This window comes from Pseudomonas sp. NPDC096950, assembly GCF_044762525.1.
Lineage (GTDB): Bacteria > Pseudomonadota > Gammaproteobacteria > Pseudomonadales > Pseudomonadaceae > Aquipseudomonas.
On the sequence record NZ_JBIWEL010000001.1, the window covers coordinates 273,769 to 297,987 of the forward strand.

The following is a 24,219-nucleotide window of genomic DNA, read 5'->3' on the forward strand; positions in this document are numbered from 1 at the left end:
TGTTTTACCTGCTGGGTTGGAGAGTTCAGAGCTGGCCATGAAACGCGCGAGCGGTGAGGGTTTTCACATCGCTGAGTTGCAAGCGGCGTGGGTTGTTGTTGATCAGCCGTGCGGAGAGCAGCGACTGTTCGGCAATCCAGTCCAGTTGGCTTTCCTGCACGCCGAGGTCCGCCAGGGTGCGCGGGATGCCGATGGTGCCGAGTAAGCGCTGGGTCTGCTGGATCAGTTGGTCCACCGCCTGGTCAGCGGAAGGGGTCGTGATGCCGATGGCTCGGGCGATCGCCACGTAGGCTTCGGGATGGGTGTCGGCATTGAAGCGCATCACGTAGGGCAGCAGGGCCGCGACCCCCAGGCCATGAGCGGTGTGCGTCAGGGCGCCGACCGGGTATTGAATGGCGTGGGCAGCGGCCGTGCCGGCGACACCAAACGCCAGGCCTGCTTGCAGGGAGCCGAACATCAGCATGCGGCGTGCTTCGCGGTCGGTGCCGTTGTCCACGGCCCGGGGCAGAAACTCGAAAATCGCCTTGATCGCCGTCAGCGCGTGTTGGTCACTGAGCAGGTTCTTGCCCACGAACACACGGGTTTGCGAGAGTTGTGCGTCGATCGGGTTGACCACCGCCGTGAAGGCCTCGATGGCATGGGTCAGCGCATCGGCACCGGACAACGCGGTCAGGCCGGGAGGGCAGGTCACGGTCAGTTCAGGGTCGCAAATGGCGGTATGCGGAATCAGGTACGGCGACGAAATGCCGACCTTCAAGTCGCGCTGCTTGTCGGCCAGCACCGCCACCGGAGTCACTTCCGAACCGGTCCCGGCGGTGGTCGGAATGGCGATCACCGGCAGCACCGGCCCAGGCACTTTCAGCTCGCCGTAGTAGCGCGCCAACGGTCCTTCGTGCGCCAGCGACAGGGCGACCAGCTTGGCCATGTCCAGGCAACTGCCACCGCCCAGGCCAATGATGACGTCCGGGTTGAACGCGCGATTTTCCTGCACGCAGATTTCAATGCCATCGGACGGCAGCTCCGGTTGGGTGCCATCGAACACGCGATAGGCGACACCATGCCTGGCCAGGTCTTGCAGCATTTCTTCCAGCAAGGGTGAGATGGACAAGCGTTCGTCGGTACAAATCAGCGCGCGTTTGCCGATCTGCGCGGTCACGCTGCCCAAGGCCTTGCGTTGGCCGTCTCCAAACAAAATGGCGCGAGGTGCGCGGGTCAAGCCGAATGAACTGTTCATGGGTTTCCTTCAATAAAGATGCGTTTTTACGTTGCGGGGGAGGGGGCTATTTCTCGCCTGCGTAAGCCTGGATCTGCTTCCAGATGTCGACCGGCAGGCGGACGCCGTTGGCCAGACTGTTGCGCCGCACGACTTCGGCACGATCGCCGGGCACCAGCACCGGCCGATCGGCACGGGTTGGCTCGCACTGGCGAATGGCGTCGAGGTAAGCGCTGATGGCCTGGGCCGCGTTATGGGCCGGTTGCAACACGATGAACACGTCGCCTTTGTTACAGGGCTGATGGTTGTCCAGGGTGCCTTTGACATCAGTGCCCAAGGCCGAACCGGTGAGGCCCGCGACCAAGACCTCGATTGCCAGGCCCAGGGCGTAACCCTTGGCGTCGCCGAAGGGCGCGATGGCACCGTCGCGAGCGGCTTTGGCGTCGAGGGTCGGTTCGCCATGAATATCCAGTGCCCAACCAGGTTGAAGGGGCTGGTCGCGATTGGCGTAGTCATGAATTTGCCCCATCGACACCAGGCTGGTGGCCATGTCGAGGACAAACGGGGTCGGCAGGGCAGGCACGCCAATGGCGATCGGGTTGGTCCCGATCAACGCCTTGCGCCCGCCCCATGGATGCACCAGCGCTTCGCTGGTGGTCATGGCAATGAGGATTTGTCCTTGTTCGGCAATTCGTTGCGCGTACAGCGCGAGCATGCCGATGTGATTGCAGTTGCTGACCGTGGCGGTGGCCACGCCGGTTTCCCGGGCCCGGGCCGAGATCTGCTTCAGCGCACTGAACGCCACCACCGGGCCGAGGCCATGGCAACCGTCGACTTCCAGCAGGGCAGTGCCTTTCCACTGGGCAACACCGGTGGTTTCAGGGTCGGCCACGCCGTTGGCGATCCGCTGGATGATCCGCGGTAAACGTTGCAAGCCATGGGAAGCGCGGCCGCGCAGCTCGGCTTCGACCAGCAGATCGGTCTGGATCTGCGCATTTTCGAGAGGAACGCCGGCCAGCCTCAGTGCCTTGATGCAGGTGGAAATGGCCGGGACGATGTCGATGGTGACCACGGGTTTTGCCTCCAGATAATATCCGATCGGAAATACGATTTGATTTAAGCTAATCTGGCGATACCATGGAGTCAATGATTTTTTGTGAGGCTTTTTGTGGGCACTTCAATTTTTACGGACGCTGGATCTGTAGGCGTGCGGGAGGTTATTCGCTCCTCGTCGCTGGGTGACCAGGTGTACGAAACCCTGCTGTCTCAATTGATTTCGCTGAAGATTCCCCCAGGTAGCCGCATGTCGGTGGATGCGTTGGTCAGGGAGTTGAACGTGTCGCAGACCCCGATTCGGGCGGCACTGATTCGCCTGGAAACCGAAGGCCTGGTGATCAAGACCCACAACGTGGGCTACAGCGCCGCGCCGATGCCGACGCGCAAACGCTTTGAAGAAATCTACGACATGCGCCTGATGCTCGAGCCCTACATGGTGGCGCGGGCGGCGAAGAACATGAATGCGGCGCAGCGGGAAAAACTGGTGGAGCTGGCGCAGCGCATGGAAGCCCTCAGCAGCCCGGATGCGACCATCGCCTACGGCAAATTCGCGGTGCACGATGCCGATTTCCATTCATGGATCATTGAGCGTGGTGACAACGAACTGGTCGCAGAAACCCTGTCGCGGCTGCACGCGCACATGCACCTGTTCCGCCTGCGGTTCCATTCTCACGTTACCGACGAGGCGCGGCTGGAACACGCGGTGATTGTCGAGGCACTGCTGGCCGGAGACGCCGAGGCAGCGGCCGAGGCGATGAAGGAACATATCCTGCGTTCACGGGGACGCATGGCACCGATTTTCGAGGCGATGCCTTGAAGCCCGTTCGATAACTTATAAGCCGTGGCAGTCAACCTTTGTGCTGACTGCCTCGGGCCATTTACGATCACTCGCCCTGAAACGTCTCGCGATAGGCGTACAACCCCGGCGTGCCGCCGGTCATCACGAACAGCACATTCTCGCCGGCACGGTAGCGACCCTGGCGCAGGTCGGCTAACAGGCCCGCGAAGGCCTTGCCGGAATACACCGGATCAATCAACAAACCTTCGGTGCGAGCCATCAGGCGCACGGCTTCCTGCATGGCCGGGGTCGGCAAGCCGTAACCGTCGCCGAGCTGACTGCCATCCACCACGATCTCGCTGGCCTCGACTGCGTCGCCGCCGAGCAGTGCCAGTGCGTCCTGGGTCAGTTGCAAGGCTCGGGTGACGGAGGTGTCACGGTCCGCCAGCACCGAGTACGACATGACCGTCGCCGCGCCACGCCCCAGCAGGTGGAAACCGGCGGCCAGGCCGGCGTGGGTGCCAGCGCTGCCGTTGGGCACGATGACCTTCTTGAACGTTACGCCCAACTGCGCTTCCTGCTGAGCGATCTCCGCTGCGCAACGGGTATAACCCAGTGCGCCCAGCGGGGTCGATCCACCGGTGGGGATGACCAGCACCTTGCGTCCCGAGTCCCGCAATTGCGCCGCGCGAATCTGCGCCATGCCCAACGCGTCGCTGCCGCCCGCGAGCACATGGATCTCCGCGCCGAACAACTGATCCAGCAGCACGTTGCCGTTGAGTTCGTAATCGACTTCAGGTTTGGGCACCGAGCGGGTCAGGATCAGTTCGCAGGCCAGGCCCAGGCGTGCGCACACCGCAGCGGTCAGCCGGGCATGGTTGGATTGCAATCCACCGATGGTGATGACGGTGTCCACGCCGTCCTTGAGCGCGGCGCCGAGATGGAATTCCAGCTTGCGCAGTTTGTTGCCGCCACCGCCAATCAACATGTGATCGTCACGCTTGAAGTAAATCCCGACACCTTCGATACCGAGCACTCGCTCAAGGCGTTCGGCGCGCTGGATGGGCGTCGGGCCCTGCAACAGGTCGGCACGCGCAAAACCCTCGATTGCCTTTTCCACTACGGATTGCATCAATACGACCTCGCTGGTCACTGTTATTTAAAGTGACTCTAGGGGCAAAGCCCTCGGCAATAAACGCATCGGCGGTTCGGACTTGTGGAACTTCAAGTTCGTAATGAACCCAGTACCGCGCTTATGCGTTTTCTTTTCTCAAGGGCAGTGCGGTTTTATAGCGGACCTGTTTCAACGAAAGACTGGAGCGAATCTTCTCGACCTCCGGCATCGGTGACAATCGCTCGATGATGAAGTGCTCCAGCGCCTGCATGTCGGCCATCACCACGCGAATCAAATAGTCCGCATCACCGGTCATCAGGTAGCACTCCATGACCTCGTCGCATTCACAGATATTGCGTTCGAAATTCTGCAAAGACTCCCGGCCCTGCTGCTTGAGGCTGATGGAAATGAACACATTCAAACGCAGGCCCAGCGCCTCGGGCGCCAGCAGCGCCACGTACTCGCGGATGCAACCGGAGGCCTCCAGCGCCTTGACCCGGGCCAGGCACGGAGAGGGCGAAAGATGAACCCGCTTGGCCAGTTCCACATTGGACAGGCTGCTGTCGTTTTGCAGCTCTCTAAGGATCTTCAGGTCAATACTGTCGAAGTTCATTGTGCTTCTGCTTTGAGTATAAGAAGTGTTTTATGCCGCGAATGATCGAAGTTGATCGGCATAACGGTCAGAAAAGCTGCGGGGCTCGGCATAGACTATTTAAAAAGCGAGGAGGTGCCAATGAGCCGTTTCGATTCCAGTCATCCCGATACAACCCCAGCCGCCCTGACCCAGAATGATCTCGACGAGCTACGCGAATGGCGTGAAGCCCTGGAGTCGCTGGTGGCCACCCGCGGCCCCGAGCATGCGCGCCGGTTGCTCGATCAACTGGCTGAGGCGGCCCGTGATCCGGCCGTGGGTTGGCAGCCGCGCCGGGGTACTGCCTATGTCAACAGCATCCCTGTCACGCAGCAGCCACCGTTCCCCGGTGATCTCGCCACGGAAGAACGCCTGGCGTCGATCATGCGCTGGAATGCATTGGTCATGGTGGTCCGGGCCAACCGGGCCTATGGCGAACTCGGCGGCCACATCGCCAGCTACACCAGTGCGGCGGATCTGTTCGAGGTGGGCTTCAATCATTTTTTCCGGGCGCGTAATGAAGTCTTCGACGGTGACCTGGTGTTCTACCAACCACATTCGGCACCCGGCATCTACGCTCGCGCTTTCCTCGAAGGGCGCTTGAGCGAAACCGATCTGGAGCACTATCGCCAGGAAATCACCGCACGAAAATCCGGGGCCCAAGGGCTGTCGAGTTATCCGCACCCCTGGTTGATGCCGGACTTCTGGCAGTTCCCCACCGGCTCGATGGGGATCGGTCCGATCAGCTCGATTTTCCAGGCACGCTTCATGCGCTATTTGCAGCACCGTGGCCTGCAAGACACCACCGACCGGCACGTCTGGGGCGTGTTCGGCGATGGCGAGATGGACGAGCCGGAAAGCATGTCCGCCCTGACCCTGGCCGCCCGCGAAGGCCTGGATAACCTGACGTGGGTGGTCAACTGTAACTTGCAGCGGCTGGACGGTCCGGTGCGGGGCAATGGACGGATCATCGACGAACTGGAAGCGTTGTTCAGCGGTGCCGGATGGAACGTGATCAAACTGGTCTGGGGTTCGGACTGGGACGCGCTGCTGGCCAAGGATGAAGAGGGGGCGCTGGTGCGCACTTTGTCGCAGACCGTCGACGGTCAATTCCAGACGTTCGCTGCCAAGGACGGTGCCTATAACCGCGAGCATTTCTTCGGCCAGAGCGCATCGCTGGCGCGGCTGGCCCACGGTTTGAGCGATGAGCAGATCGACCGCCTCAAACGCGGCGGCCACGACATCATCAAGATCTACGCGGCCTACCTTGCCGCCAGTCAGAAAGCGGGGCAGCCGACGGTGATCCTGGCCCAGACCAAAAAGGGTTTCGGCATGGGCGAAGCCGGGCAGGGCAAGATGACCACCCATCAGCAGAAGAAGCTCGACCGCGACGCGTTGATCGCTTTCCGCAATCGCTTTCAGTTGCCGTTGTCGGACGAACAGGTAGAGTCGCTGAGCTTTTGCAAACCCGCTGACGACAGCCTCGAAATGCGCTACCTGCATCAGCGGCGCCAGTCGCTCGGAGGTTACATGCCGGCGCGCAACCGCACGGCCGCCGCAGTACCGGTGCCGCCGATCGCCAGCTATGCCAACTTCGCCACCCAGGCTGAAGGCAAGGAAATGTCCACCACCATGGCTTTCGTCCGAATGCTCAGCAACTTGCTGAAGGACAAGCAACTGGGCCCACGCATTGTGCCGATTGTCGCCGACGAAGCGCGCACCTTTGGCATGGCCAACCTGTTCAAGCAGATCGGCATTTATTCCAGCGTCGGCCAGCGTTACGAGCCCGAAGACATCGGCTCGATTCTCAGCTACCGCGAAGCCACCGACGGGCAGATTCTCGAAGAAGGCATCAGCGAAGCCAGCGCCATCAGTTCCTGGGTGGCCGCCGCTACCAGCTATTCAGCCCACGGCCTGCGCATGTTGCCGTTCTACATCTACTACTCAATGTTTGGGTTCCAGCGGGTCGGCGACTTGATCTGGGCCGCCGCTGACCAACGCTCCCGAGGTTTTTTACTCGGCGCCACGGCCGGGCGAACCACCCTCGGCGGTGAAGGCTTGCAGCATCAGGACGGCACCAGTCACCTGATCGCCGCCACGGTCCCTAACTGTCGCGCCTACGATCCGGCGTTCGCCGGCGAGTTCGCGGTGATCCTCGACCACGGCATGCGCCAGATGCTCGAACAGGACGTCGACGAGTTTTATTACGTGACACTGATGAACGAAAACTACGCGAATCCGACCCTGCCCGAGGGCGTGGAACAGGCGATCATTCGCGGCATGTACTGCTTCATTGAGCAGTACCTGGAAACTCCGAAAGGTCAGGTGCGCCTGCTGGGCTCGGGCACGATCCTGCGCGAAGTCCTGGCCGCCGCCGAGTTGCTGGCCAACGATTGGCAAATTGCGAGCGAGGTGTGGAGCGTCACCAGTTTCAGCGAACTGGCTCGGGATGCACGGGAGGTCGAGCGCTGGAACCGCTTGCACCCACAGGCCGACCTGCGCACCAGTTATCTGGGCGAATGTCTGCCGAGCGGCGCGCCGGTGGTGGCCGTGTCTGACTACGTGCGCGCGTTGCCGCAGCTGATCGGCTCGTACCTCCAGTCACGCTATACCGTGCTCGGCACTGACGGGTTTGGGCGCAGCGATACCCGTGCGGCGCTGCGCGACTTTTTCGAAGTCGATCGCCATCACATCGTGTTGGCAGCCCTGGCGACCCTTGCCGATGAGGGCACGGTGGATCGACAACTGTGCGCCGAGGCGATCAAACGCTATGGCCTGGACAGTGAGAGCCCGGCCTCGTGGACCTGCTGACGCGGACCTGATTTTTTCCGGCGTCGGCCTGGGCCGCGTCATCTTCGAATCGTTGACGGCGGGCCGTTGCCCGCCCATATCGGGAGTAGTGTGATGTCTGAATCAGCCGTGGTGCATGCTCGGCTTGTACGCAAGAATCTGCCGTATGCCTCACCCTCGGTGCGCAAGCTCGCCAGAGAATTGGGCGTGCCCCTGGGCATGCTCTGCGGCAGTGGCCGAAACGGTCGCATTCTGCCGGATGATGTTTGCCACCGGGTCAGACAAATCATGCAGGCATACGTCCAGCCGGATATAGTCAGGCCCGAAATTTAGAAGGCGTCGAGATGAGCAAACTCAGGCAAATGGAAGTGTTTATCGCCGTGGTGGAGTCGGGCAGCTTCGCCGATGCCGCGCATCAGGTCGGCATGTCGGCCGTGATGGTCGGGCGGCATATCCAGAGCCTGGAAAAAACCCTCAACACCAAGCTGATCCAGCGCACCACCCGCCGCCAATCCATCACTGGGGAGGGGCGGTTGTTCTATCAGGAAGCCAAACTGGCGATGGAGCAGATCAAGTACGCGTTCAGCCGGGTCGAGGCCTCCAGCCTGGATCCCAGCGGACTGTTGCGCATCACCGCGCCGATGACGTTGGGGGTGAACCTGGTAGGACCCCTGGTGACCGAATTCATGCAGCGCTACCCGGCGGTGCAGGTGGAGTTGATCCTGAGCAACGAGGTGCTCGACCTCTACGAAGCGGCGTTTGACTTGGCCTTTCGCATTTCCGAACTGATCGAAGTCAATCTGGTGTCCCGGCCATTGCCGCCGTATCGCATGGTGATCTGTGCCGCCCCTTGTTACCTGGCCAAGGCAGAGGAACCCAAGGCACCGGAAGACCTGCACGAACACCGGATCCTGACTCACACGTCCTGGAACAACCGCTTCGCCTGGCCATTGAAAAACGGCAACAGCGAAGTGCCGTGGCCGGAGCGGGCGGTACTGCGCAGCAATGACGGGCAAGTCCTGCTGCAAGCCGCCATCGCTGGGGAGGGGATTCTGATGCAGCCGGATTTCCTGGTCTCGGCCGCACTGGCCAGCGGCGAGTTGGTCCGGATCATGGACGCCTTTGCGCCCCCACCAAAACCGGTGCAACTGGTCTACCCACGTTCCAAGAACACACTGCCGAAACTCAAGGCGTTCGTCGACTTCATTACCGAACGCCTGGGGACCGACGAACCTGCCCGGTCTTGAGGTTTCAGACGATTCCTCCCTTCAGCAGGATAATGCGTGTAGACCCTCAACTTCCCTGATTGCCGCACTCTGCGAATTTGCTGTAATCGAGTACTTTTTGCGTGCCGCTGGAATCGAGGTAAGTCATGCGGGCATTCACGATGCCGCAGTTGCCGCCGCTGTTGTCGACGATCGAGATCACTTGCTTGATATCCAGGTGAGTGCGGGCCTGGGATTCGTTTGTGACATCGGCATGGGCCGAGAACGCTGCAACGTTCAGGACAGCGAAGAAGCCGGCGGCGAAAAATTTGCTCCAGTTCATGATGATTTCCTCAAGCGCTAATGGGTTGTTGGTGTGAGGCAAGTCGTCTTGTCTCGATGGAACCCATTTAATCGATCCGAGGTATCTGCCATGTGTCGCAAACCACGGCTTTTAAGGCTGAAGATGTCTGGCGGGGCGTCGGATACATTGGGATACGAAACCGCACTTGGCTCAGTGGCCCCGGTCGCAGGAATTTGACATGCACGGCGTTGCTCGACACAGTCTCGCCCCGATCCGGCCAACGATGCCGGGCGTTCGTGGTGAAAAGGGGTTGCAGTTGAACGAACACACATTGTCCATGCGCCTGGAACGCGTGGCGGCACATGTGCCGGCCGGTGCGCGCCTGGCCGATATCGGCTCGGATCACGGCTACCTGCCGGTGGCATTGATGCGCCGTGGCGCCATCACGGCGGCGGTGGCGGGGGAGGTGGCGTTGACGCCGTTCCGCGCGGCCGAACGCACCGTGCGCGAGAACGACCTGGAGCAACGGATCACCGTGCGCCTGGCCAATGGCCTGGCGGCAATCGAGCCGGAAGACGGGATCACGGCGATCAGCATCTGCGGCATGGGCGGCGAGACCATCCGCGATATCCTCGACAGCGGCAAAACGCACCTCAGCGGCCAGGAACGCCTGATCCTGCAACCCAACGGCGGCGAGCAGCCCCTGCGCCAATGGCTGATGGAAAATGGCTACCGCATCCTCTGCGAGGAGCTGCTGCGGGAAAACCGCTTCGACTACGAAATCATCATCGCCGAGCGCGCCGGGCCGGTGGCGTACACCGCCGAGCAACTGTACTTCGGCCCGCTGCAAATGCAGGCCCGCAGCCCGGTGTTCCTGGCCAAGTGGCAGCGCATCCTGCGTGAGAAACAAAAGACCCTGACCAATTTCGCCCAGGCACGGCAGGCCGTGCCTGAGGAGAAGATGCAGGACGTCGCCCGGCAGGCGCGGTGGATTACTGAGTTGCTGGCTTGAGTGCGGATCTGTGCGCGTTATGACACACGGGATTCGCGCCGCGAGTTGCTCAAACCCTCCACCGTTACACCAATGCGCGAGAACACCAGCCAGGCGAAAAGCAGCACGCTGACGCCAATCAGGATCGACGCGACGGCTATCAAGGGCTCGACGGACGGGAAGCCCTTGAGGCGCAGGGTCAGCGCGCCGAGCATCACCGGGACGCCAAGGTTGTAGGTCCAGAACTGCGCCGCAGCCACGCGCCCTTCGGTGGTGGACGGGTGCGCTGTGCCGATGATGCCGAACAGGGCCATCGACACCCATCCCAACAGATTGACATGGGCATGTACCGCGTAGAGCGAGTGGTCGCCGGAAGCGCCCATCGCCACACCCATCACCACGCCAAGGGCAAAATAAACGGCAGCGAGCCGAAACCAGGTTCGCGAACGGAGGTTGTGATTCATGGCATTCACCTCATGCGCCCTGAGGCGCGCTCAGATGTTGAAATATCGACCGCTTGTCGGTGGGTGGCCGATGTGCCTATTATGAGACTTGTGTCTCATGAATAGACAGAGTCTCATATATTCCATGACAATTTCGAAGTCAAGCCCGTCCAGCACCGACGGCAATTCACCCGGTCGCGCTAACCAAAAACTGCGCACGCGGCAGGCGCTGATCGATGCCGCTATCGCCTTGCGCGACGAAGGCCACCAGCCGACGGTTGCGCAGGCGGCGGAGCGCGCAATGGTGTCCCGCGCCACGGCGTATCGCTACTTCCCCACTCTGGAAGCGTTGATCAGCGAGACCACGGCCGATCGCGACATCAAGCCGCTGGAGACCTTCTGGACGCCGGGGGACGATGCGGTCGAGGGCATTGGCCGGGCGGCGAGCGCATTGAACAAGGTCTTGATCGACGACGAGATCGGCCTGCACGTGATGGAGCGCTCGTTCATGACGGTGTGGCTCGAAAGCGAGTCCCGCGAGACACCTTTGCGACCGGGCCGACGCATGAGCTACATCGAGCCGATCGTCGATTCGCTGAAGGACGTGCTCACCCCCCGGGCGCGCAAACGGCTGAAGCAGGCGCTGTCGATCGTCATGGGCACCGAGGCGGTGATCGCTGTGCGGGATATCAGCCGCGCAAGCGTCGAAGAATCCCTCGACGCGACGGCCTGGGCCGCTCGGGCGCTGGTTCGCCAAGCGTTGGCGGAAGATAAACAGGCGCGCTGATCCGGTAGTTCATTAGCCTATAAAGCCGAGGCAAAAGGTTATTAGACAGGCAAAAGTAACCTTGATAAAAAATCAGGGCATGGCCGCGATTCGCGTGACCACTGCATCGTCTCCATTGGTGAAATGGAAATAAGCCCAACATTGAGCTGGGCAATGATCAATGAGCCTGGTTGCTAATACAGGGAGACGTAGCTGCGACTTTGGCCAACTGCTCGCGCAAGTGCATCGGGCTCATTGATCCCTTTTCTCCTTCGCTCGCTCTTCACAGCTAGTCGTGTTGCATCCCCCTTTTCCTCTGAATGCCTTCATGTTCATGGCGTACCGCCACCATTGGTCGCATGGCGTGCCATCATATGGAACGCTACTGACGGTCTAACCTCTACCCTCAATAAGACCAATAATAGGGGCTCCGATGAGAGAGGCGCAGCGAAGACTCGTCATGACAGCCTGGCGCAAGCTATTCGCCTTGACTGAAAACCAAATAAACCCAGAGGACAAGTACTTCAGGTTGTTGAGGCGGGCTGACGACATGGAGCGTGCCGACCTCATCACGAGCGACGAGTGGCGCAAGCTTGTCCAGCAGGCCGGAACGTCACTTGCCGCCACCGCAGAGTGCATGGGCGGTACCGGTGAATAAGCCGGTTATTTGAATGCATCACCACGCACTACAGCAGCGGCCCGGCGCACACATCGCGAATACACCCGCGCAACCAGCGATGCGCCGGGTCGGCGTCCAGCCGTGGATGCCAGAGCAATGACACGGTGATCGGCGGGATCGACAGCGGCAGGGCAAAACTGTGCAGGCCGGCGCGCAGGCTGGCGGTATGCCGTTCCGGAACGCTGGCGATCAGGTCGCAGGCGCGGACGAGCGCCAGGGCGGTGGAAAAGCCGCCGACGAGGGTGACGATTTCCCGTTCCAGCCCGAGTGCATTCAAGGCGTCATCAATGGCCACCGGGCCTTTTTCCGGACCCCGTCGCGACACGCCGATGTGCCGGCCGGCGGCATAACGGGCGGCAGTGATTTCGCCCTCGCTCAGCGGATGTTCCTGACGCACGACGCCAATAAATCGATCCCTGAACAGCGCTTGTGCGCGCACTTCCGGCGCCATCGACTGGCCGACCACGCCGGTTTCCATGTCCACGCTGCCGTCGCGCAGGGGCGTGCTGTCCTTGTTCGGTTTCTGCACGAACAACAACCGCACGCCCGGCGCTTCTTCGCCGATGCGAGCCAGCAGGTCCGGGCCGAAGGTTTCGACAAAACCGTCACTGGTGCGCACGGTGAAGGTGCGCACCAACTGTTTCAGATTGAGCTGCTCGACAGGGCGCAACACCGCTTCGGCGTCCTGGACCAGTTGACTGACCCGCTCGCGCAATTCGAGCGCCCGAGGTGTAGGCACGAGGCCGCGACCGGCCCGCACCAGCAGTGGATCGCCAGTGGTTTCCCGCAAGCGCGCCAACGCCCGGCTCATCGCCGACGGGCTCAGCCGCAGGCGCTGGGCCGCGCGCGTGACGCTGCCTTCCGCGAGCAGAACATCAAGAGTGATAAGCAGGTTGAAATCGGGCATCGACATGGTTCGACGTTAGCACAGGCGCCATCGGGATAGCGCGTCAGACGCACAAGTAATGTGCAAACGGTGCGTCTTCCGCCTTGTCAGCCGACGCCGTAGGCTTTTCAAAGCTCCGTTTCGGGAGTTGCCAGCCAAGGAACTCACGCCCATGACCTCTCCAGATCACACCCTCGTCGCCAGTGCGCGACGGACACCGTCAGTACACTGGGTGCTCGCCAGCCTGTCGTTGTCGATGCTGCTGTCATCCCTGGGCACCAGCATTGCCAATGTTGGGTTGCCGGCGCTGGCCCAGGCGTTTGGCGCGTCCTTTCAGGACGTGCAATGGATCGTCCTCGCCTATCTGCTGGCGATGACCACGTTGATCGTCAGTGTCGGACGGCTCGGTGACCTCATGGGTCGCCGCCGGTTGCTGCTGATCGGCATCGTTCTGTTCACAGTGGCCTCCGCGTTGTGCGGCCTGGCGCCCAAGCTTTCGCTGTTGATCGCCGCCCGCGCAGTACAAGGTCTGGGCGCGGCGATCATGATGGCGCTGACCCTGGCGTTTATCGGCGAAACGGTGCCGAAGGCCAGGACCGGTAGCGCCATGGGATTGCTCGGGACGATGTCGGCCATCGGCACGGCGCTGGGGCCTTCGCTGGGCGGCGTGTTGATCGCCGGGCTTGGTTGGCAGGCGATTTTCCTGATCAACGTGCCGCTGGGGATCCTGACGTTCACTCTCGCGTATTTGTACCTGCCTGCTGATCGTCGCGGGCCGAAAACCGGTCGTAGCGGTTTCGACCCTCTGGGCACATTACTGCTGGCGCTGACACTCGCGGCTTATGCACTCGCCATGACCCTGGGCCACGGCAGTTTCGGCGTACTCAATGGGATGCTGTTGCTGGCGGCTGTCGTGGGCGGCGGGGTCTTTGTTTTCGTCGAGGCGAGGGTGGCGTCACCGTTGATTCGCCTGGGGATGTTCCGCGATTTGGCGCTGAGCGGCAGCCTCGCCAGCAACCTGTTTGTATCGACGGTGATGATGGCGACGCTCGTGGTCGGGCCGTTTTACCTGTCCCGTGGCTTGGGGCTCAACCTGGCCGTCGTCGGGGTGGTGATGTCGATCGGTCCGATCATTTCGGCAGTGAGCGGCTTTCCGGCGGGACGCGTAGTCGATCGTTTTGGTGCGCCGACGATGGTTATCATCGGGCTGATGGCGATGGCGGCGGGTTCACTTGCGCTGTCCGTGCTCCCGGCGCTGTTCGGCGTGGCGGGTTACGTCGCGGCTATTGTCGTCCTGACGCCCGGCTATCAACTGTTCCAGGCCGCCAACAACACGCTGGTGATGGTGGACGTGCCGGCGGACCAGCGCGGTGTGATGTCCGGCCTGCTCAGCTTGTCGCGCAACCTCGGGCTGATCACCGGCGCCTCGGTGATCGGCGCGGTGTTTGCCCTGGCTTCGGCGGCGACGGACCTGACCACGGCGGCCCCCGAAGCCGTCGCCACTGGTATGCGCATTACGTTTGTGGTGGCCGCTGTGTTGATCGTCGCAGCGCTCGCCATTGCATTGGCAAGTCGTGGGCGAAAGGCGACGTGATCACGCCTTAGCCCCAGGTTTTGCCGAGCGCTTCCAGTCCGGCCTTTTGCAGATCCTGCGGGCTCATAGCGATACGGAATTTGCAGTTGGCGTTGAAGTGGAGAAAAAACGGTTCGGAAAAACGCGGGATTTCCGAGGCGTCCTGCACGTCGATCAGCAAAATCCCCCCGCGCATGCCGTCTTGCTCCGTGAAGTAAACCGTTTCGGGTTTAAGGCTTTCCAGCACCCGACCGATGATTTCGCCGACTTTTCCGGCCCGCACCAGGGTATTGAAGGGTTCGTGGGGGAACTCGACCGTCAGTAGCATTTTCATCATTCGATTCTCGGTTGAAGTGGCTGCTCCCTATCAAGATCCTTGCTCCAAACTAAGGATAGTTAAGCGAAAGAGCGACCCTGGAATGGGTTACGGACGGTCATTGCGAGGCGATCCTCAATTGACGATTATTTTGTTGTGCGATACAACTAAATCATCGTTTTCCACGAGGTGTGCACCGTGATCGATTCCGACTTGATTAACCACGTTCGCTCGGCGTCGCGCCTGATGGTGCGTGAGTTGGGCTTCATGCAGGCCACGCTGGCGGCGACGGACTATCCGCCGTCATCCGTGCACACCATTGTGGAACTGGGCAATCGCGATTCGCTGACCGCCGTAGAACTGGTCACGCTGCTGGGCCTGGAAAAATCCAGCGTCAGTCGCATGGTGCGCAAGCTCATCGAAGCGGGTGAAATCGAAGAGGTGCCGAATGAGCAGGACGCGCGCTCGAAAAAGCTGCAGCTGACCGATCAAGGTCGGCACACCTTGCGCGCAGTGGACGCCTTCGCCACCCAACGGGTCGGTGCTGCCATGACGCATCTGAACCCGGCGCAACAACAGTCAGTGAGCGAAGGCTTGGGGCATTACGCCGCAGCCCTGCAATCCCAGCGACTCGGTACAGAACCGCCCACGGCGGCGCTGAAGATTGCACGGGGCTACCGGCCCGGCATCATCGGTCGCATTGTCGAAATGCATGCCAGTTACTACGCGCGGTACGCGAATTTCGGTCAGCCGTTCGAAAGTCTGGTCGCCACCGACATGGCCGAATTGATGGGGCGACTGCACAACCCTCGCAACGAGGTGTGGGCAGCGCTGGACGGCCAGCGCATTGTCGGTTCGATCGCCATCGACGGCGAAGCCGAGGGCGGCGGCGCGGTGTTGCGCTGTTTCATTCTGGATGACAGCGCCCGGGGCAAAGGCGTCGGCAAACGCCTGTTGGCCGAGGCCATCAAGTTCTGTGACGAGTGGGGTTTTCGTGAGACGCGGCTGTGGACGTTCAAGGGCCTGGATGCAGCGCGCAAACTGTATGAAGACGTGGGCTTCACCCTGGAGCAGGAGCAAGAAGAAGAGCAGTGGGGCGGACGGATTACCGGGCAATGGTTTGTGCGACCGGCGCCGGGCAACCCGTCAATCTGATCGGGCGAGCAGGTGAGCTACAACCCCGTATCGGGCGGCGTAATCCGCGCCAGCATTACCGTGTATTCCTCCGCGGCAATTTGACGGAACTTCATTTTTGTCACGGCCTGACGCTCCGTGTCATCGTAATTTGGAAACAGCCGTTTGGCAGCCGTCTGGACGATGACATCGGGCGCTTCGATCAGTGGAAACGGACCATTGGCGGAAGGCGCCGTCAGCGGATCGAGCGCCCTCACCAGCAGGTAAATCGGCACGACGTCGGCCAGCCCCACGTCGATCAGCTGGGCTGCGTTTTGACCCAGATGGCGCCGTACGATGGCTTGAGAGCCCAGGCGCAAGGTGAACCTGAACGGGAACCCGGTGCGGATTGAAAGCAACACCGGATCGGCCGCGGCCACTTGTTCGGTGGAGTTGATGCCCTCTGATTCCAGGGTCGCCACCACGGGCAGTGTCACGCCTTCAAGGACCAGCAACTTGTCCGAGCTGCCACCCTCCCTGTCCTCTGCGGTCAGTTGCGGGAAGCCGAGTCTGCGGATGACCTTCATTAGCGGATCGACGGGTAAGGTGCCCAAGGCAAAGGCGAGGGCAACATGGACTCCTGTCGGACTGGCGCTTGCAATCACCATGGCGAGCGGAATCGCCAGGAACAGACGCAGGGCGTACCAATACACATCGGAAATGTTCAGCGACTTGCGCCGGATACCGAGCACGGAGTCGCTGACGACAAACATGAAGGCACCCGCCAGAGAACTAAGTAACAGTGGGCGCCCCACGTCATAGACACATAACAGTTGCAGCGAGTGCGCACAGTCCTGCTTTAGATAGTTGGAGCCCAACAAGGCTGCCCCTGCATAAGCCATCGACAAAAGAATAGTGAAAGGCACTACAAACGGCACCAACCCATATTGCTCATGGTAAATCCGCGCAAATAAACGCTCACATAACAATGGGTTTTTATCAGCGCAGGTTCGCCAATCCGGATCATCGGGCTTCAGCAACTTTTCATCTTCGAGTGAATGAATGAGGCTGGGCGACCAAAAGCGTTGCAAATAGGCCACCAAGGCGCCGCCTTTCAAACTGTTCTGGAATTCGCTGTAGCGAGTAAACCAACCCAGGCTCAGGAAAATGATGAGTGGGGCGCCACACAGCGCTGTGGTAAAGGCCCCCAGCACCAACACAAACAGCAGGATTTCACCGCTGAGCCCGGCTATGTGCAGCATGAACAGCCATCCGAGAAAATTGATGGCCAACAAAATGCTGGTCAGGAACAGACACCGCCACCGAGGTCTCCAGTGGGTTTCTTTGAGTAGAAAAGTTCTGCGTCTACCTTCCGTGGCCTTACTCATCGGTATTCTCCGAAAGTAAATAAATCCCGGTTCTTGTTTCGACTGTTCAGGTTGTAGTTAACAGGAAGGCAGAACGAGTGCACTACATGAGTAACACTAGCAATAGAACTTGGTTAGTCCAGACTGCGATCCGTCCACATTAGGTTGTTTTTGAATAATGCCAATTACGGATGAGAAGTCCGATTCTGGACTGCTGCATTTTGAAGTGACGTGACGTCTATAAACCCGGGAACCGAACGCCCCCGGGCTTAACGATGCAATCAGCGACGATCCAGCCAAACGGTTTGCGCGTTGCAGAATTCGCGCACGCCGAAGTGCGACAGTTCACGGCCAAACCCGCTTTTCTTTACGCCGCCGAAGGTGACGCGTGGGTCGCTGGCGCTGTAGCCGTTGATGAACACGCCACCGGTTTCCAGTTCGTCGGCAATCTGTTTGGCCAGTTCGAGATTGCGGGTGTAGATCGTCGCCGTCAGCCCGAAGTCGCTGTCATTGGCCAGCGCCAGTGCGTGGTCTGCATCGCGGGCGGTGATGATCGAGGCCACCGGGCCGAACAGTTCCTGTTTGAACGAGGTCATCTGGTCGGTGACATTGCTGAACACGGTCGGCTCGTAGTAGTTGCCGGGGCCTTCAGCCTTTTGGCCGCCCAACAGCAAGGTCGCGCCTTCTTCCAGGGTGTCGCGCACCTGTTGATCCAGTTCATCGCGAAGATCAAAACGGGCCATGGGGCCGATGTAGGTGTCGGTGGACAGTGGATCGCCGACCACCAGTTGGCGTGTCGCTTCGACAAACTTGCGGGTGAACTCCTCGACCACACCTTGCTCGACAATCAGGCGCTTGGCGGCCGCGCAGACTTGCCCGGTGTTCTGGTAACGGCCGATCACCGCTGCTTTGACCGCGTCATCGAGGTCGGCATCGTTGAGCACAATGAACGGATCGGAGCCGCCGAGTTCCAGCACGCATTTCTTCAAGGCTGCACCGGCCTGGGCACCGATGGCCATGCCGGCGCGCACACTGCCGGTGAGGGTCACGGCGGCGATGCGTGGATCAGCGATCGCCGTGGACACGCCGTCCGGCGTGACGTTAATCACTTCAAACACACCTTCGGCAAATCCGGCGCGCTGGATGGCATCACGCAGCAGGTAGGCGCAGCCCATCACGTTGGGAGCGTGCTTGAGCACATAAGTGTTGCCGGCGATCAGCGCCGGAACGGCACCCCGCAGCACCTGCCAGATCGGGAAGTTCCACGGCATCACCGCGAGAATCGGGCCCAACGGACGGTATTCGATGCGCGCCTTGCTGCCTTCAACCAGGGTTGGCTCGGCAGTCAGCATCGCGGGACCGTGTTCGGCGTACCACTCGCAGAGTTGCGCGCACTTTTCGATTTCGCCACGGGCCTGGTTGGTGGGCTTGCCCATTTCCAGGGTGATCACGCGCGCCAGTTTTTCTGCGTCTTCGCGCAGTGTCCGGGCCAAGGCGATGAGCAATTGCGAGCGCTGATCGACGGGCGTACGGCGCCAGACCGAGAAGCCGCTGGCGGCACGGGCGAGGGCGGTATCCAGTTGCGCGGCGGATTCAAAAGCGTAGTGGCCGATCTGCTCGCCGTTGACGGGGTTGATCGAAATGGCGTGGGTGAGACTGGAAATCGGGTTCATGGCACCGTCCTGCTGGGTGGGGATGCGCTCAGGTTACGGGGGTGGTTGTTTTCTGGAAACTGAATAATACTGAGCGTAACGTTCACGTTTGGAGAATGACTTGGATCTGGTCCAGCTCGAAATTTTCAAGGCTGTCGCCGAGCACGGCAGCATCAGCGCGGCGGCTCAACACATTCACCGGGTGCCGTCGAACCTGACAACGCGGATCAAGCAGCTGGAGCAGGACCTGGGCGTGGACCTGTTTATCCGCGAGAAAAGCCGCTTGCGCCTGTCGCCGGCCGGGTGGAGTTTTCTCGATTACGCCCGGCGCATTCTTGATCTGGTTCAGGAAGCCCGGGCGACGGTTGCGGGCGAAGAACCCCAGGGATCGTTTCCCTTGGGCTCGCTGGAAAGCACCGCGGCGGTGCGGATTCCGGAGTTGCTGGCCGCCTACAACCAGAAGCACGCCAAGGTTGAGCTGGACCTGTCCACCGGACCTTCCGGGACGATGATTGACGGTGTGCTGTCCGGGCGACTGGCCGCCGCGTTTGTCGACGGACCGGTCCTGCACCCGGCGCTGGAAGGCGTGCCGGCGTTCGAGGAAGAAATGGTGCTGATCGCGCCGCTCAACCATGCGCCGATCCATCGCGCACAAGACGTCAACGGCGAGAACATCTACGCCTTCCGCTCCAACTGTTCCTATCGGCATCACTTCGAAAGCTGGTTCAGCAAGGACGCTTCGGTGCCCGGCAAGATTTTCGAAATGGAGTCCTATCACGGCATGCTCGCCTGCGTCAGCGCTGGTGCGGGTCTGGCGCTGATGCCCCGCAGCATGCTCGAAAGCATGCCCGGCTGCACCACGGTGAGTGTCTGGCCGCTGTCGCAATCGTTCCGATATTTGCGTACCTGGCTGGTGTGGCGTCGGGGCACGGTGTCGCAAAGCCTGACCATGTTTGTGCGTTTGCTGGAGGAGCGAGGCGTGGTGCAGGAAGCGGTCTGAGGGGGCGCCAAAAAGTGATATCTATTAGCTATCACCTTCGTTAGAGTACGCGCCGCTCGGGAGACGGATCCCGTGCGTTTTCTAATGGAGTTACACAGTGAATTACCTCAGCAAAATGGTCGCCGTCGCAATGTTCGGTCTGGTTCTGGCAGGTTGCACCGGTACCCCGATGAACACCCAACACTATGACAGCAGCCAATACACCGTCCTGGGCCACAGTGAAGCCACGGCCACCGGCATGCTGCTGTTTGGTTGCATCCCGATCAAGCACAACAACCGTTTTGTTCGCGCTCAAGACGCAGCGATCAAAGCCAAGGGCGGCGACGCGATGATCAACACCCAGGTGCAGGAAAACTGGTTCTGGGCCTACGTCCTGACCGGTTACACCACCAAAGTTTCGGGTGATGTGATCAAGCTGAAAACCGTTCAGTAAGCACAGCTCAAAAACCTGTGGGAGCGGGCTTGCTCGCGAATGCGGTGTGTCATTCAGCTTAAAGGTTGACTGATACAGCGCATTCGCGAGCAAGCCCGCTCCCACATTAGGGTGTGGTGTGAATCAGAGCACGGCGTCGTAAGTACGGATGTTGTGCCGCAGTGCCGCCAGGAACGAGAAGGCATTTTCCACTCGTTCGCCCTCGAACCCGTGGTAATAGTTTTGCGCGGTGACCACGGTGCCGGCGCCCCGTTTGTTGTCCGGGTGCAGGCAGTAGGGGATCGACAGGAAACCACTGTCGAACGCATCCAGAATCGCTTCCGACAGGTGGGTATCGCGCGTCAGCGTGCCCTCGATCAGCCGTTTGGCGGCGTTGAGGATGCGCGCATGTTCTTGCGCGTCGAACGGAATGTTCGGCAAGACACCCTCGGTACGCAGGCAATAATCGGCATATTCCAGCGCGGCCATGTTTTCCTCGACCCGGGGAATGCGGCGCGATTCCACCGGGGTCTTGATGATCACCCGCTGCACGCCGGTAGCGCGGATCATGCCCAGCGCATCGCCGGTGATCCGACAGAACCCGCCCAGAGTACGCGGGAAAAAACCCATGAACACATACCCCACGAAGTGATAACTGCCCGGCGCAAAGAACTCGGCGGCGAGTTGCTGCAGGGCCGTCACCGCCGCACGATCCTGTACGGGCGACGTACCTTGGGCGTAGGAAAAAGACAGGGTCTCGATCCCGTTGGCACGCAAAAACAACCCTTCAAGAATGTTGAGTGCAACCAGGATGGCCGGGTCGCACATCTGCCCCATCATGCAGCCGGCGAAGCTTTCGATATGGCTGTGCTCGACACCACCGGCCAGCACCCGGCAGGCTTTTTCCCAATGACCGAATGCCTGGCGCAACGGCGTGCGGCTGTAGGGCAGGCAATAGGAAAGCGGCCCGCCCTCGGTGGTGGCCGAGCCGATCTCGACCATGCGCTCAAAGATATGCAGCGGGTCGGGAGAGCCATGCCGAATCTGCACCGGCAGCCGATAGCGGGCATGAATCTGCCCGAGCATGGCGCGGGTCTGGGCCGCCGGATGATTGACGATCGGATAGCCGTTGAGCATGGCGCCGCTATCAATGGCCCGCTGCGCCGCGTCGAGATCCTTCACCCGCGTGAAGGCATCGAGGGTGATGGTGCACACGGTATTTGCGCGGCTGGCCGCCGTGGCTTCCAGCCCGGCCTGCATCCGGGCCGGGCAGCTGAAGCCCATTCGCGGTTGCAGGACCGGGCCGTGTGAGTCGTACCGTTCGAGGACGTGGCGGTTGAAGTCGATCATCGGGCGACCCGTTTTTCCAGATTGTGCGTTGGGTACAGCTGTGCGGTGACCAGTTCCTGAAAGGCGTCGAAGCTGCTCGCCACGCTGTCGTCGAACACCCCGTCAAAACCGGCAGCCATCAGCGTATCGCTGTGCCGGGCAATGGTCCCCGCGTCATTTTCAGTGCAGATCTTGCCGCCGATATACAGCGCCTCTGCGTGATTCGTCTCGCTGCGGATACGCCGTGCAAGCTCAGCGCCTTCGATGTAGCCGTGGCCGTTGACGGTGCTCACCACGACCATCGCGTAACCGCGGCGATGCAGCCGCTCAATCACTTCGTCCATCGGCGTGTTGGGCCCCATGTTGTCGACCTTGTAGCCAAAGTCATTGAGCAGGAACTCCATGAACACCAGGTTCCAGCTATGGGAGTCCGAGGAAACGGTCGTCAGAAGAACAGTTTTGTTGAACGCCATGGTTAGAAACCCTTTGTGGTAGCCAGCCGGTCTGCGTAATACGGAAGTGCCTGCTGGAACTTGCGAAAGTTCGTTGTGACGGCGTGGATGTAGCCCCAGTAGTCGGTGTAGTTGGTGGGAAACGGGTGAGCCCCTTCGAGCCTGTCCCGCTCCCGTGCCGTGATGTAGTTGGGCCAGTCTTTCGATCTCGGGCGACGGTGGTGGTAGTCGTGACACGGCGTATCGCCGACCATCACGAACAGACGGATAAACAAGTGGAAACCCAGCATCTTGATCAGCCACAGGCCGATATGAGCGCCGCGTCGAACACCACCGGCACCGTCCGGTATGCGCAGTTCTTCGCCGATGAACACGCCGGTCGTGCTTTCGCAAATGAAGTCGATACCACGCCGCTCCAGCACATCAATGCCGGGCCAGGTGTGTTCGGCCGCCAGGCGGAACGTGGTGCTGATGTGATAGCCGGCGAATACCGGTATCACCCATGCCATCACAAAGAGATCGAAGTGCCCAAGGGCTACGGCCAGCCACGCGAGGGTCGTCCAGAAGATCAGCGTCAATGCGGATACGGCTCTGTTTGGCGCGGTTGCGGTCGCTTTCAAGCGCCCCCAGGCAGCGCGCAGCATCACTAACGGCGACATCGCAGTGGTCACCAGTTTGGCCCACATCATGGCGATGCTGTCGGAGGGTTTTAACCCCACCACGCCTTGCAGGTAGGACAGGGTGTCGTCATCGTCGGTCAGCAGGGTTCTGGAGCTGTGATGCAGCGTGTGTTCGTGCTTGTAGATATCGAACGGCTTGAGCATCAGCACGCCGGAGATAAGCCGGCCCAGTCGCAGATTCCACTCTCGCTGTTCAAACACCATGTCATGGGCGCAGTTATGGCAGATCATGACTTGCATTTGCTTGATGCCACCGGTCGCCACGACAAACCCCAACAACCAGGGACCAGGGCTGCCGTACAGGTAACCGATGCCGGACAACATCACGCCGAAGGCGATTAATCCCGCCGACACAAGAATATGGTGAACCGGTTTCAACCGGCGGACCTGATTGATATCTTCAGGCAGAGGCTTGGCCGTGAGCCAGCTCAAGAAAGGTTGCATAAACCCTGGAAGGGCGCGCATCGAGTGACGAATCATCTCCGTATCCTCATTGTTGCTCGATGCGAAAAAATTAACGTGACCCCCTATTATTTCGAACGGAAATAGGTGGGGATCGGTTTTCCATTTTTGGGTATGTCATGAACTGGGACGATCTGAAGGTTTTTATCTTTGTCGCAAAGTCAAACAACGTGACGGAGGCGGGAAACGCCCTGAAAGTCTCGGCGTCGACCGTGTCGCGAAGGATTGCCGGGCTGGAGGAATCGCTCAGTACGGTGTTGTTCCTGAAGAAGACCAATGGCTATTTCCTGACCGAAGCCGGGCGGGCGTTGTTGCCGCTGGCGCTGGAGTCAGAGGAACGCTTCAAGCTCATTGAACGGCAGATGTCGCAGCCCGGTGAACGGATGGCGGGGCAGGTGCGTATCGATTGCCCGGAGCTGATGGGCACGCACTTGATCATTCCCGGGCTGACCGAGTTCCGCGAACAGTATCCGGGGATCGGTTTTGACTTCATGAATTCGGCGGTGTCGTCAAAACTGACGCAAAGCCAGAGCGACATCATTGTCCGGTTGCACCGGCCCGATAACGGCAACTTCACCATGCGCCGGGTCGGCACCCTCGTGCAGAGCCTGTTCTGTTCCGAAGGCTATGCCGCGGTCTATGGCCTGCCGACGGAGCCTGGGGAGTTGAAGCACCACTACCTGATCGGCTGGACCGAAGAGATGTCCTATATGCCGCTCGCCCGATGGTTGAGAGAAGTGAGTGGTGACCAGAGGCTGTGGATGCGTGTGTCCAACCTCAATGCCCAGCTCAAGGCTGTCGAAGCGAATCTTGGCATCGCTGCGCTGCCAGCCTATGTCGGGCACCGGTTGGGTCTGCGACAGGTGCTACCCGACAGGCCCTCGCGCCATTCGGATATCTGGCTGCTGCGCAACCAGGCAACCCAGGGCATTGGCCGGGTTGATCGGGTGATGGATTATCTGACGGGCCTGTTCCACAGCCGAACCACCAAAATATTTTAGCGACCG

25 protein-coding genes are annotated in these 24,219 nt (G+C 60.6%); 12 read left to right on the forward strand and 13 right to left on the reverse strand.

The window, feature by feature from the left end:
• Positions 1-25 precede the first annotated feature (25 nt).
• Positions 26-1,234 (reverse strand): iron-containing alcohol dehydrogenase, encoded by a 1,209-nt coding sequence (locus ACIQY3_RS01360; RefSeq protein WP_403016499.1) that lies wholly within the window; start codon positions 1,232-1,234, stop codon positions 26-28.
• Positions 1,235-1,280: 46 nt separating this feature from the next.
• Complete coding sequence (locus ACIQY3_RS01365) at positions 1,281-2,285, reverse strand: Ldh family oxidoreductase (RefSeq protein WP_403016501.1); 1,005 nt, start codon at positions 2,283-2,285, stop codon at positions 1,281-1,283.
• Between the two features lie 135 nt (positions 2,286-2,420).
• Between ACIQY3_RS01365 and ACIQY3_RS01370 the strand changes: the two genes are divergently transcribed.
• Positions 2,421-3,086, forward strand: coding sequence for a GntR family transcriptional regulator (locus ACIQY3_RS01370; protein ID WP_403016503.1), 666 nt, complete (start codon positions 2,421-2,423; stop codon positions 3,084-3,086).
• A gap of 67 nt (positions 3,087-3,153) precedes the next feature.
• On the opposite strand, the gene ACIQY3_RS01375 is transcribed toward ACIQY3_RS01370, so the two are convergent.
• Complete coding sequence (locus tag ACIQY3_RS01375) at positions 3,154-4,179, reverse strand: D-cysteine desulfhydrase family protein (protein WP_403016505.1); 1,026 nt, start codon at positions 4,177-4,179, stop codon at positions 3,154-3,156.
• A 121-nt stretch (positions 4,180-4,300) separates the two neighbouring features.
• Positions 4,301-4,774, reverse strand: a complete 474-nt coding sequence (locus tag ACIQY3_RS01380; RefSeq protein ID WP_403016507.1) for an Lrp/AsnC family transcriptional regulator — start codon at positions 4,772-4,774, stop codon at positions 4,301-4,303.
• 120 nt (positions 4,775-4,894) lie between these two features.
• On the opposite strand from ACIQY3_RS01380, the gene mdeB reads away from it, so the two are divergent.
• From mdeB to ACIQY3_RS01395, 3 genes are all read left to right on the forward strand, one after another.
• On the forward strand, positions 4,895-7,603 hold the full coding sequence (gene mdeB, locus ACIQY3_RS01385) for an alpha-ketoglutarate dehydrogenase (RefSeq protein ID WP_403016509.1): 2,709 nt from the start codon (positions 4,895-4,897) through the stop codon (positions 7,601-7,603).
• Positions 7,604-7,696: 93 nt separating this feature from the next.
• Positions 7,697-7,915, forward strand: a complete 219-nt coding sequence (locus tag ACIQY3_RS01390) for an E3 binding domain-containing protein (protein WP_403016511.1) — start codon at positions 7,697-7,699, stop codon at positions 7,913-7,915.
• 11 nt (positions 7,916-7,926) lie between these two features.
• Positions 7,927-8,829 (forward strand): LysR substrate-binding domain-containing protein, encoded by a 903-nt coding sequence (locus ACIQY3_RS01395; protein ID WP_403016513.1) that lies wholly within the window; start codon positions 7,927-7,929, stop codon positions 8,827-8,829.
• 46 nt (positions 8,830-8,875) lie between these two features.
• Here ACIQY3_RS01395 and ACIQY3_RS01400 read toward each other — a convergent pair whose 3' ends face one another.
• Entirely contained in the window at positions 8,876-9,130 is a 255-nt protein-coding gene (locus ACIQY3_RS01400; RefSeq protein ID WP_403016515.1) for a DUF2790 domain-containing protein, read from the reverse strand.
• A 277-nt stretch (positions 9,131-9,407) separates the two neighbouring features.
• Here ACIQY3_RS01400 and ACIQY3_RS01405 point away from each other — a divergent pair, with 277 nt between their 5' ends.
• On the forward strand, positions 9,408-10,103 hold the full coding sequence (locus ACIQY3_RS01405) for a tRNA (adenine(22)-N(1))-methyltransferase (RefSeq protein ID WP_403017618.1): 696 nt from the start codon (positions 9,408-9,410) through the stop codon (positions 10,101-10,103).
• Between the two features lie 17 nt (positions 10,104-10,120).
• Here ACIQY3_RS01405 and ACIQY3_RS01410 read toward each other — a convergent pair whose 3' ends face one another.
• A complete protein-coding gene (locus tag ACIQY3_RS01410; protein WP_403016517.1) occupies positions 10,121-10,546 on the reverse strand; it encodes a hypothetical protein in 426 nt (141 codons plus the stop codon).
• Between the two features lie 124 nt (positions 10,547-10,670).
• Here ACIQY3_RS01410 and ACIQY3_RS01415 point away from each other — a divergent pair, with 124 nt between their 5' ends.
• Both ACIQY3_RS01415 and ACIQY3_RS01420 read left to right on the forward strand, forming a co-directional pair.
• Positions 10,671-11,312, forward strand: a complete 642-nt coding sequence (locus tag ACIQY3_RS01415; RefSeq protein WP_403016519.1) for a TetR/AcrR family transcriptional regulator — start codon at positions 10,671-10,673, stop codon at positions 11,310-11,312.
• 439 nt (positions 11,313-11,751) lie between these two features.
• On the forward strand, positions 11,752-11,949 hold the full coding sequence (locus ACIQY3_RS01420; RefSeq protein ID WP_213940447.1) for a hypothetical protein: 198 nt from the start codon (positions 11,752-11,754) through the stop codon (positions 11,947-11,949).
• 28 nt (positions 11,950-11,977) lie between these two features.
• Here the strand turns inward: ACIQY3_RS01420 and ACIQY3_RS01425 are convergent, their stop codons facing one another.
• Complete coding sequence (locus ACIQY3_RS01425; protein ID WP_403016522.1) at positions 11,978-12,883, reverse strand: LysR family transcriptional regulator; 906 nt, start codon at positions 12,881-12,883, stop codon at positions 11,978-11,980.
• A gap of 145 nt (positions 12,884-13,028) precedes the next feature.
• Between ACIQY3_RS01425 and ACIQY3_RS01430 the strand changes: the two genes are divergently transcribed.
• Positions 13,029-14,450, forward strand: coding sequence for an MFS transporter (locus tag ACIQY3_RS01430; RefSeq protein ID WP_403016524.1), 1,422 nt, complete (start codon positions 13,029-13,031; stop codon positions 14,448-14,450).
• 7 nt (positions 14,451-14,457) lie between these two features.
• On the opposite strand, the gene ACIQY3_RS01435 is transcribed toward ACIQY3_RS01430, so the two are convergent.
• Positions 14,458-14,763, reverse strand: coding sequence for a panthothenate synthetase (locus ACIQY3_RS01435; RefSeq protein ID WP_403017620.1), 306 nt, complete (start codon positions 14,761-14,763; stop codon positions 14,458-14,460).
• Positions 14,764-14,991: 228 nt separating this feature from the next.
• Between ACIQY3_RS01435 and ACIQY3_RS01440 the strand changes: the two genes are divergently transcribed.
• A complete protein-coding gene (locus ACIQY3_RS01440; RefSeq protein ID WP_403017622.1) occupies positions 14,992-15,900 on the forward strand; it encodes a GNAT family N-acetyltransferase in 909 nt (302 codons plus the stop codon).
• Positions 15,901-15,917: 17 nt separating this feature from the next.
• Here ACIQY3_RS01440 and ACIQY3_RS01445 read toward each other — a convergent pair whose 3' ends face one another.
• Both ACIQY3_RS01445 and ACIQY3_RS01450 read right to left on the reverse strand, forming a co-directional pair.
• Positions 15,918-17,246 carry a hypothetical protein gene (locus ACIQY3_RS01445; RefSeq protein ID WP_403016526.1) on the reverse strand — a complete coding sequence of 443 codons (1,329 nt, stop codon included), beginning with the start codon at positions 17,244-17,246 and terminating at the stop codon, positions 15,918-15,920.
• Between the two features lie 260 nt (positions 17,247-17,506).
• Complete coding sequence (locus ACIQY3_RS01450) at positions 17,507-18,898, reverse strand: aldehyde dehydrogenase family protein (protein ID WP_403016528.1); 1,392 nt, start codon at positions 18,896-18,898, stop codon at positions 17,507-17,509.
• A gap of 100 nt (positions 18,899-18,998) precedes the next feature.
• On the opposite strand from ACIQY3_RS01450, the gene ACIQY3_RS01455 reads away from it, so the two are divergent.
• Together ACIQY3_RS01455 and ACIQY3_RS01460 are read left to right on the forward strand one after the other, a co-directional pair.
• On the forward strand, positions 18,999-19,877 hold the full coding sequence (locus ACIQY3_RS01455) for a LysR family transcriptional regulator (RefSeq protein ID WP_403016530.1): 879 nt from the start codon (positions 18,999-19,001) through the stop codon (positions 19,875-19,877).
• A 97-nt stretch (positions 19,878-19,974) separates the two neighbouring features.
• The gene (locus ACIQY3_RS01460) at positions 19,975-20,310 is read left to right on the forward strand and encodes a hypothetical protein (protein ID WP_403016532.1); all 336 of its coding nucleotides are present in this window, start codon (positions 19,975-19,977) and stop codon (positions 20,308-20,310) included.
• 123 nt (positions 20,311-20,433) lie between these two features.
• Here ACIQY3_RS01460 and ACIQY3_RS01465 read toward each other — a convergent pair whose 3' ends face one another.
• From ACIQY3_RS01465 to ACIQY3_RS01475, 3 genes are read right to left on the reverse strand one after another with little or no spacing between them, the layout of a single operon-like run.
• A complete protein-coding gene (locus ACIQY3_RS01465; protein WP_403016534.1) occupies positions 20,434-21,639 on the reverse strand; it encodes a methylaspartate mutase in 1,206 nt (401 codons plus the stop codon).
• On the reverse strand, positions 21,636-22,091 hold the full coding sequence (locus tag ACIQY3_RS01470) for a cobalamin B12-binding domain-containing protein (RefSeq protein WP_403016536.1): 456 nt from the start codon (positions 22,089-22,091) through the stop codon (positions 21,636-21,638). The genes ACIQY3_RS01465 and ACIQY3_RS01470 overlap by 4 nt, the downstream gene beginning before the upstream one ends.
• A 2-nt stretch (positions 22,092-22,093) precedes the next feature.
• Positions 22,094-23,230: a fatty acid desaturase gene (locus ACIQY3_RS01475; RefSeq protein WP_403016539.1), complete on the reverse strand. Its 1,137-nt coding sequence runs from the start codon at positions 23,228-23,230 to the stop codon at positions 22,094-22,096.
• Positions 23,231-23,331: 101 nt separating this feature from the next.
• Here ACIQY3_RS01475 and ACIQY3_RS01480 point away from each other — a divergent pair, with 101 nt between their 5' ends.
• Positions 23,332-24,213, forward strand: coding sequence for a LysR family transcriptional regulator (locus ACIQY3_RS01480; RefSeq protein ID WP_403016542.1), 882 nt, complete (start codon positions 23,332-23,334; stop codon positions 24,211-24,213).
• Positions 24,214-24,219: the final 6 nt, after the last annotated feature.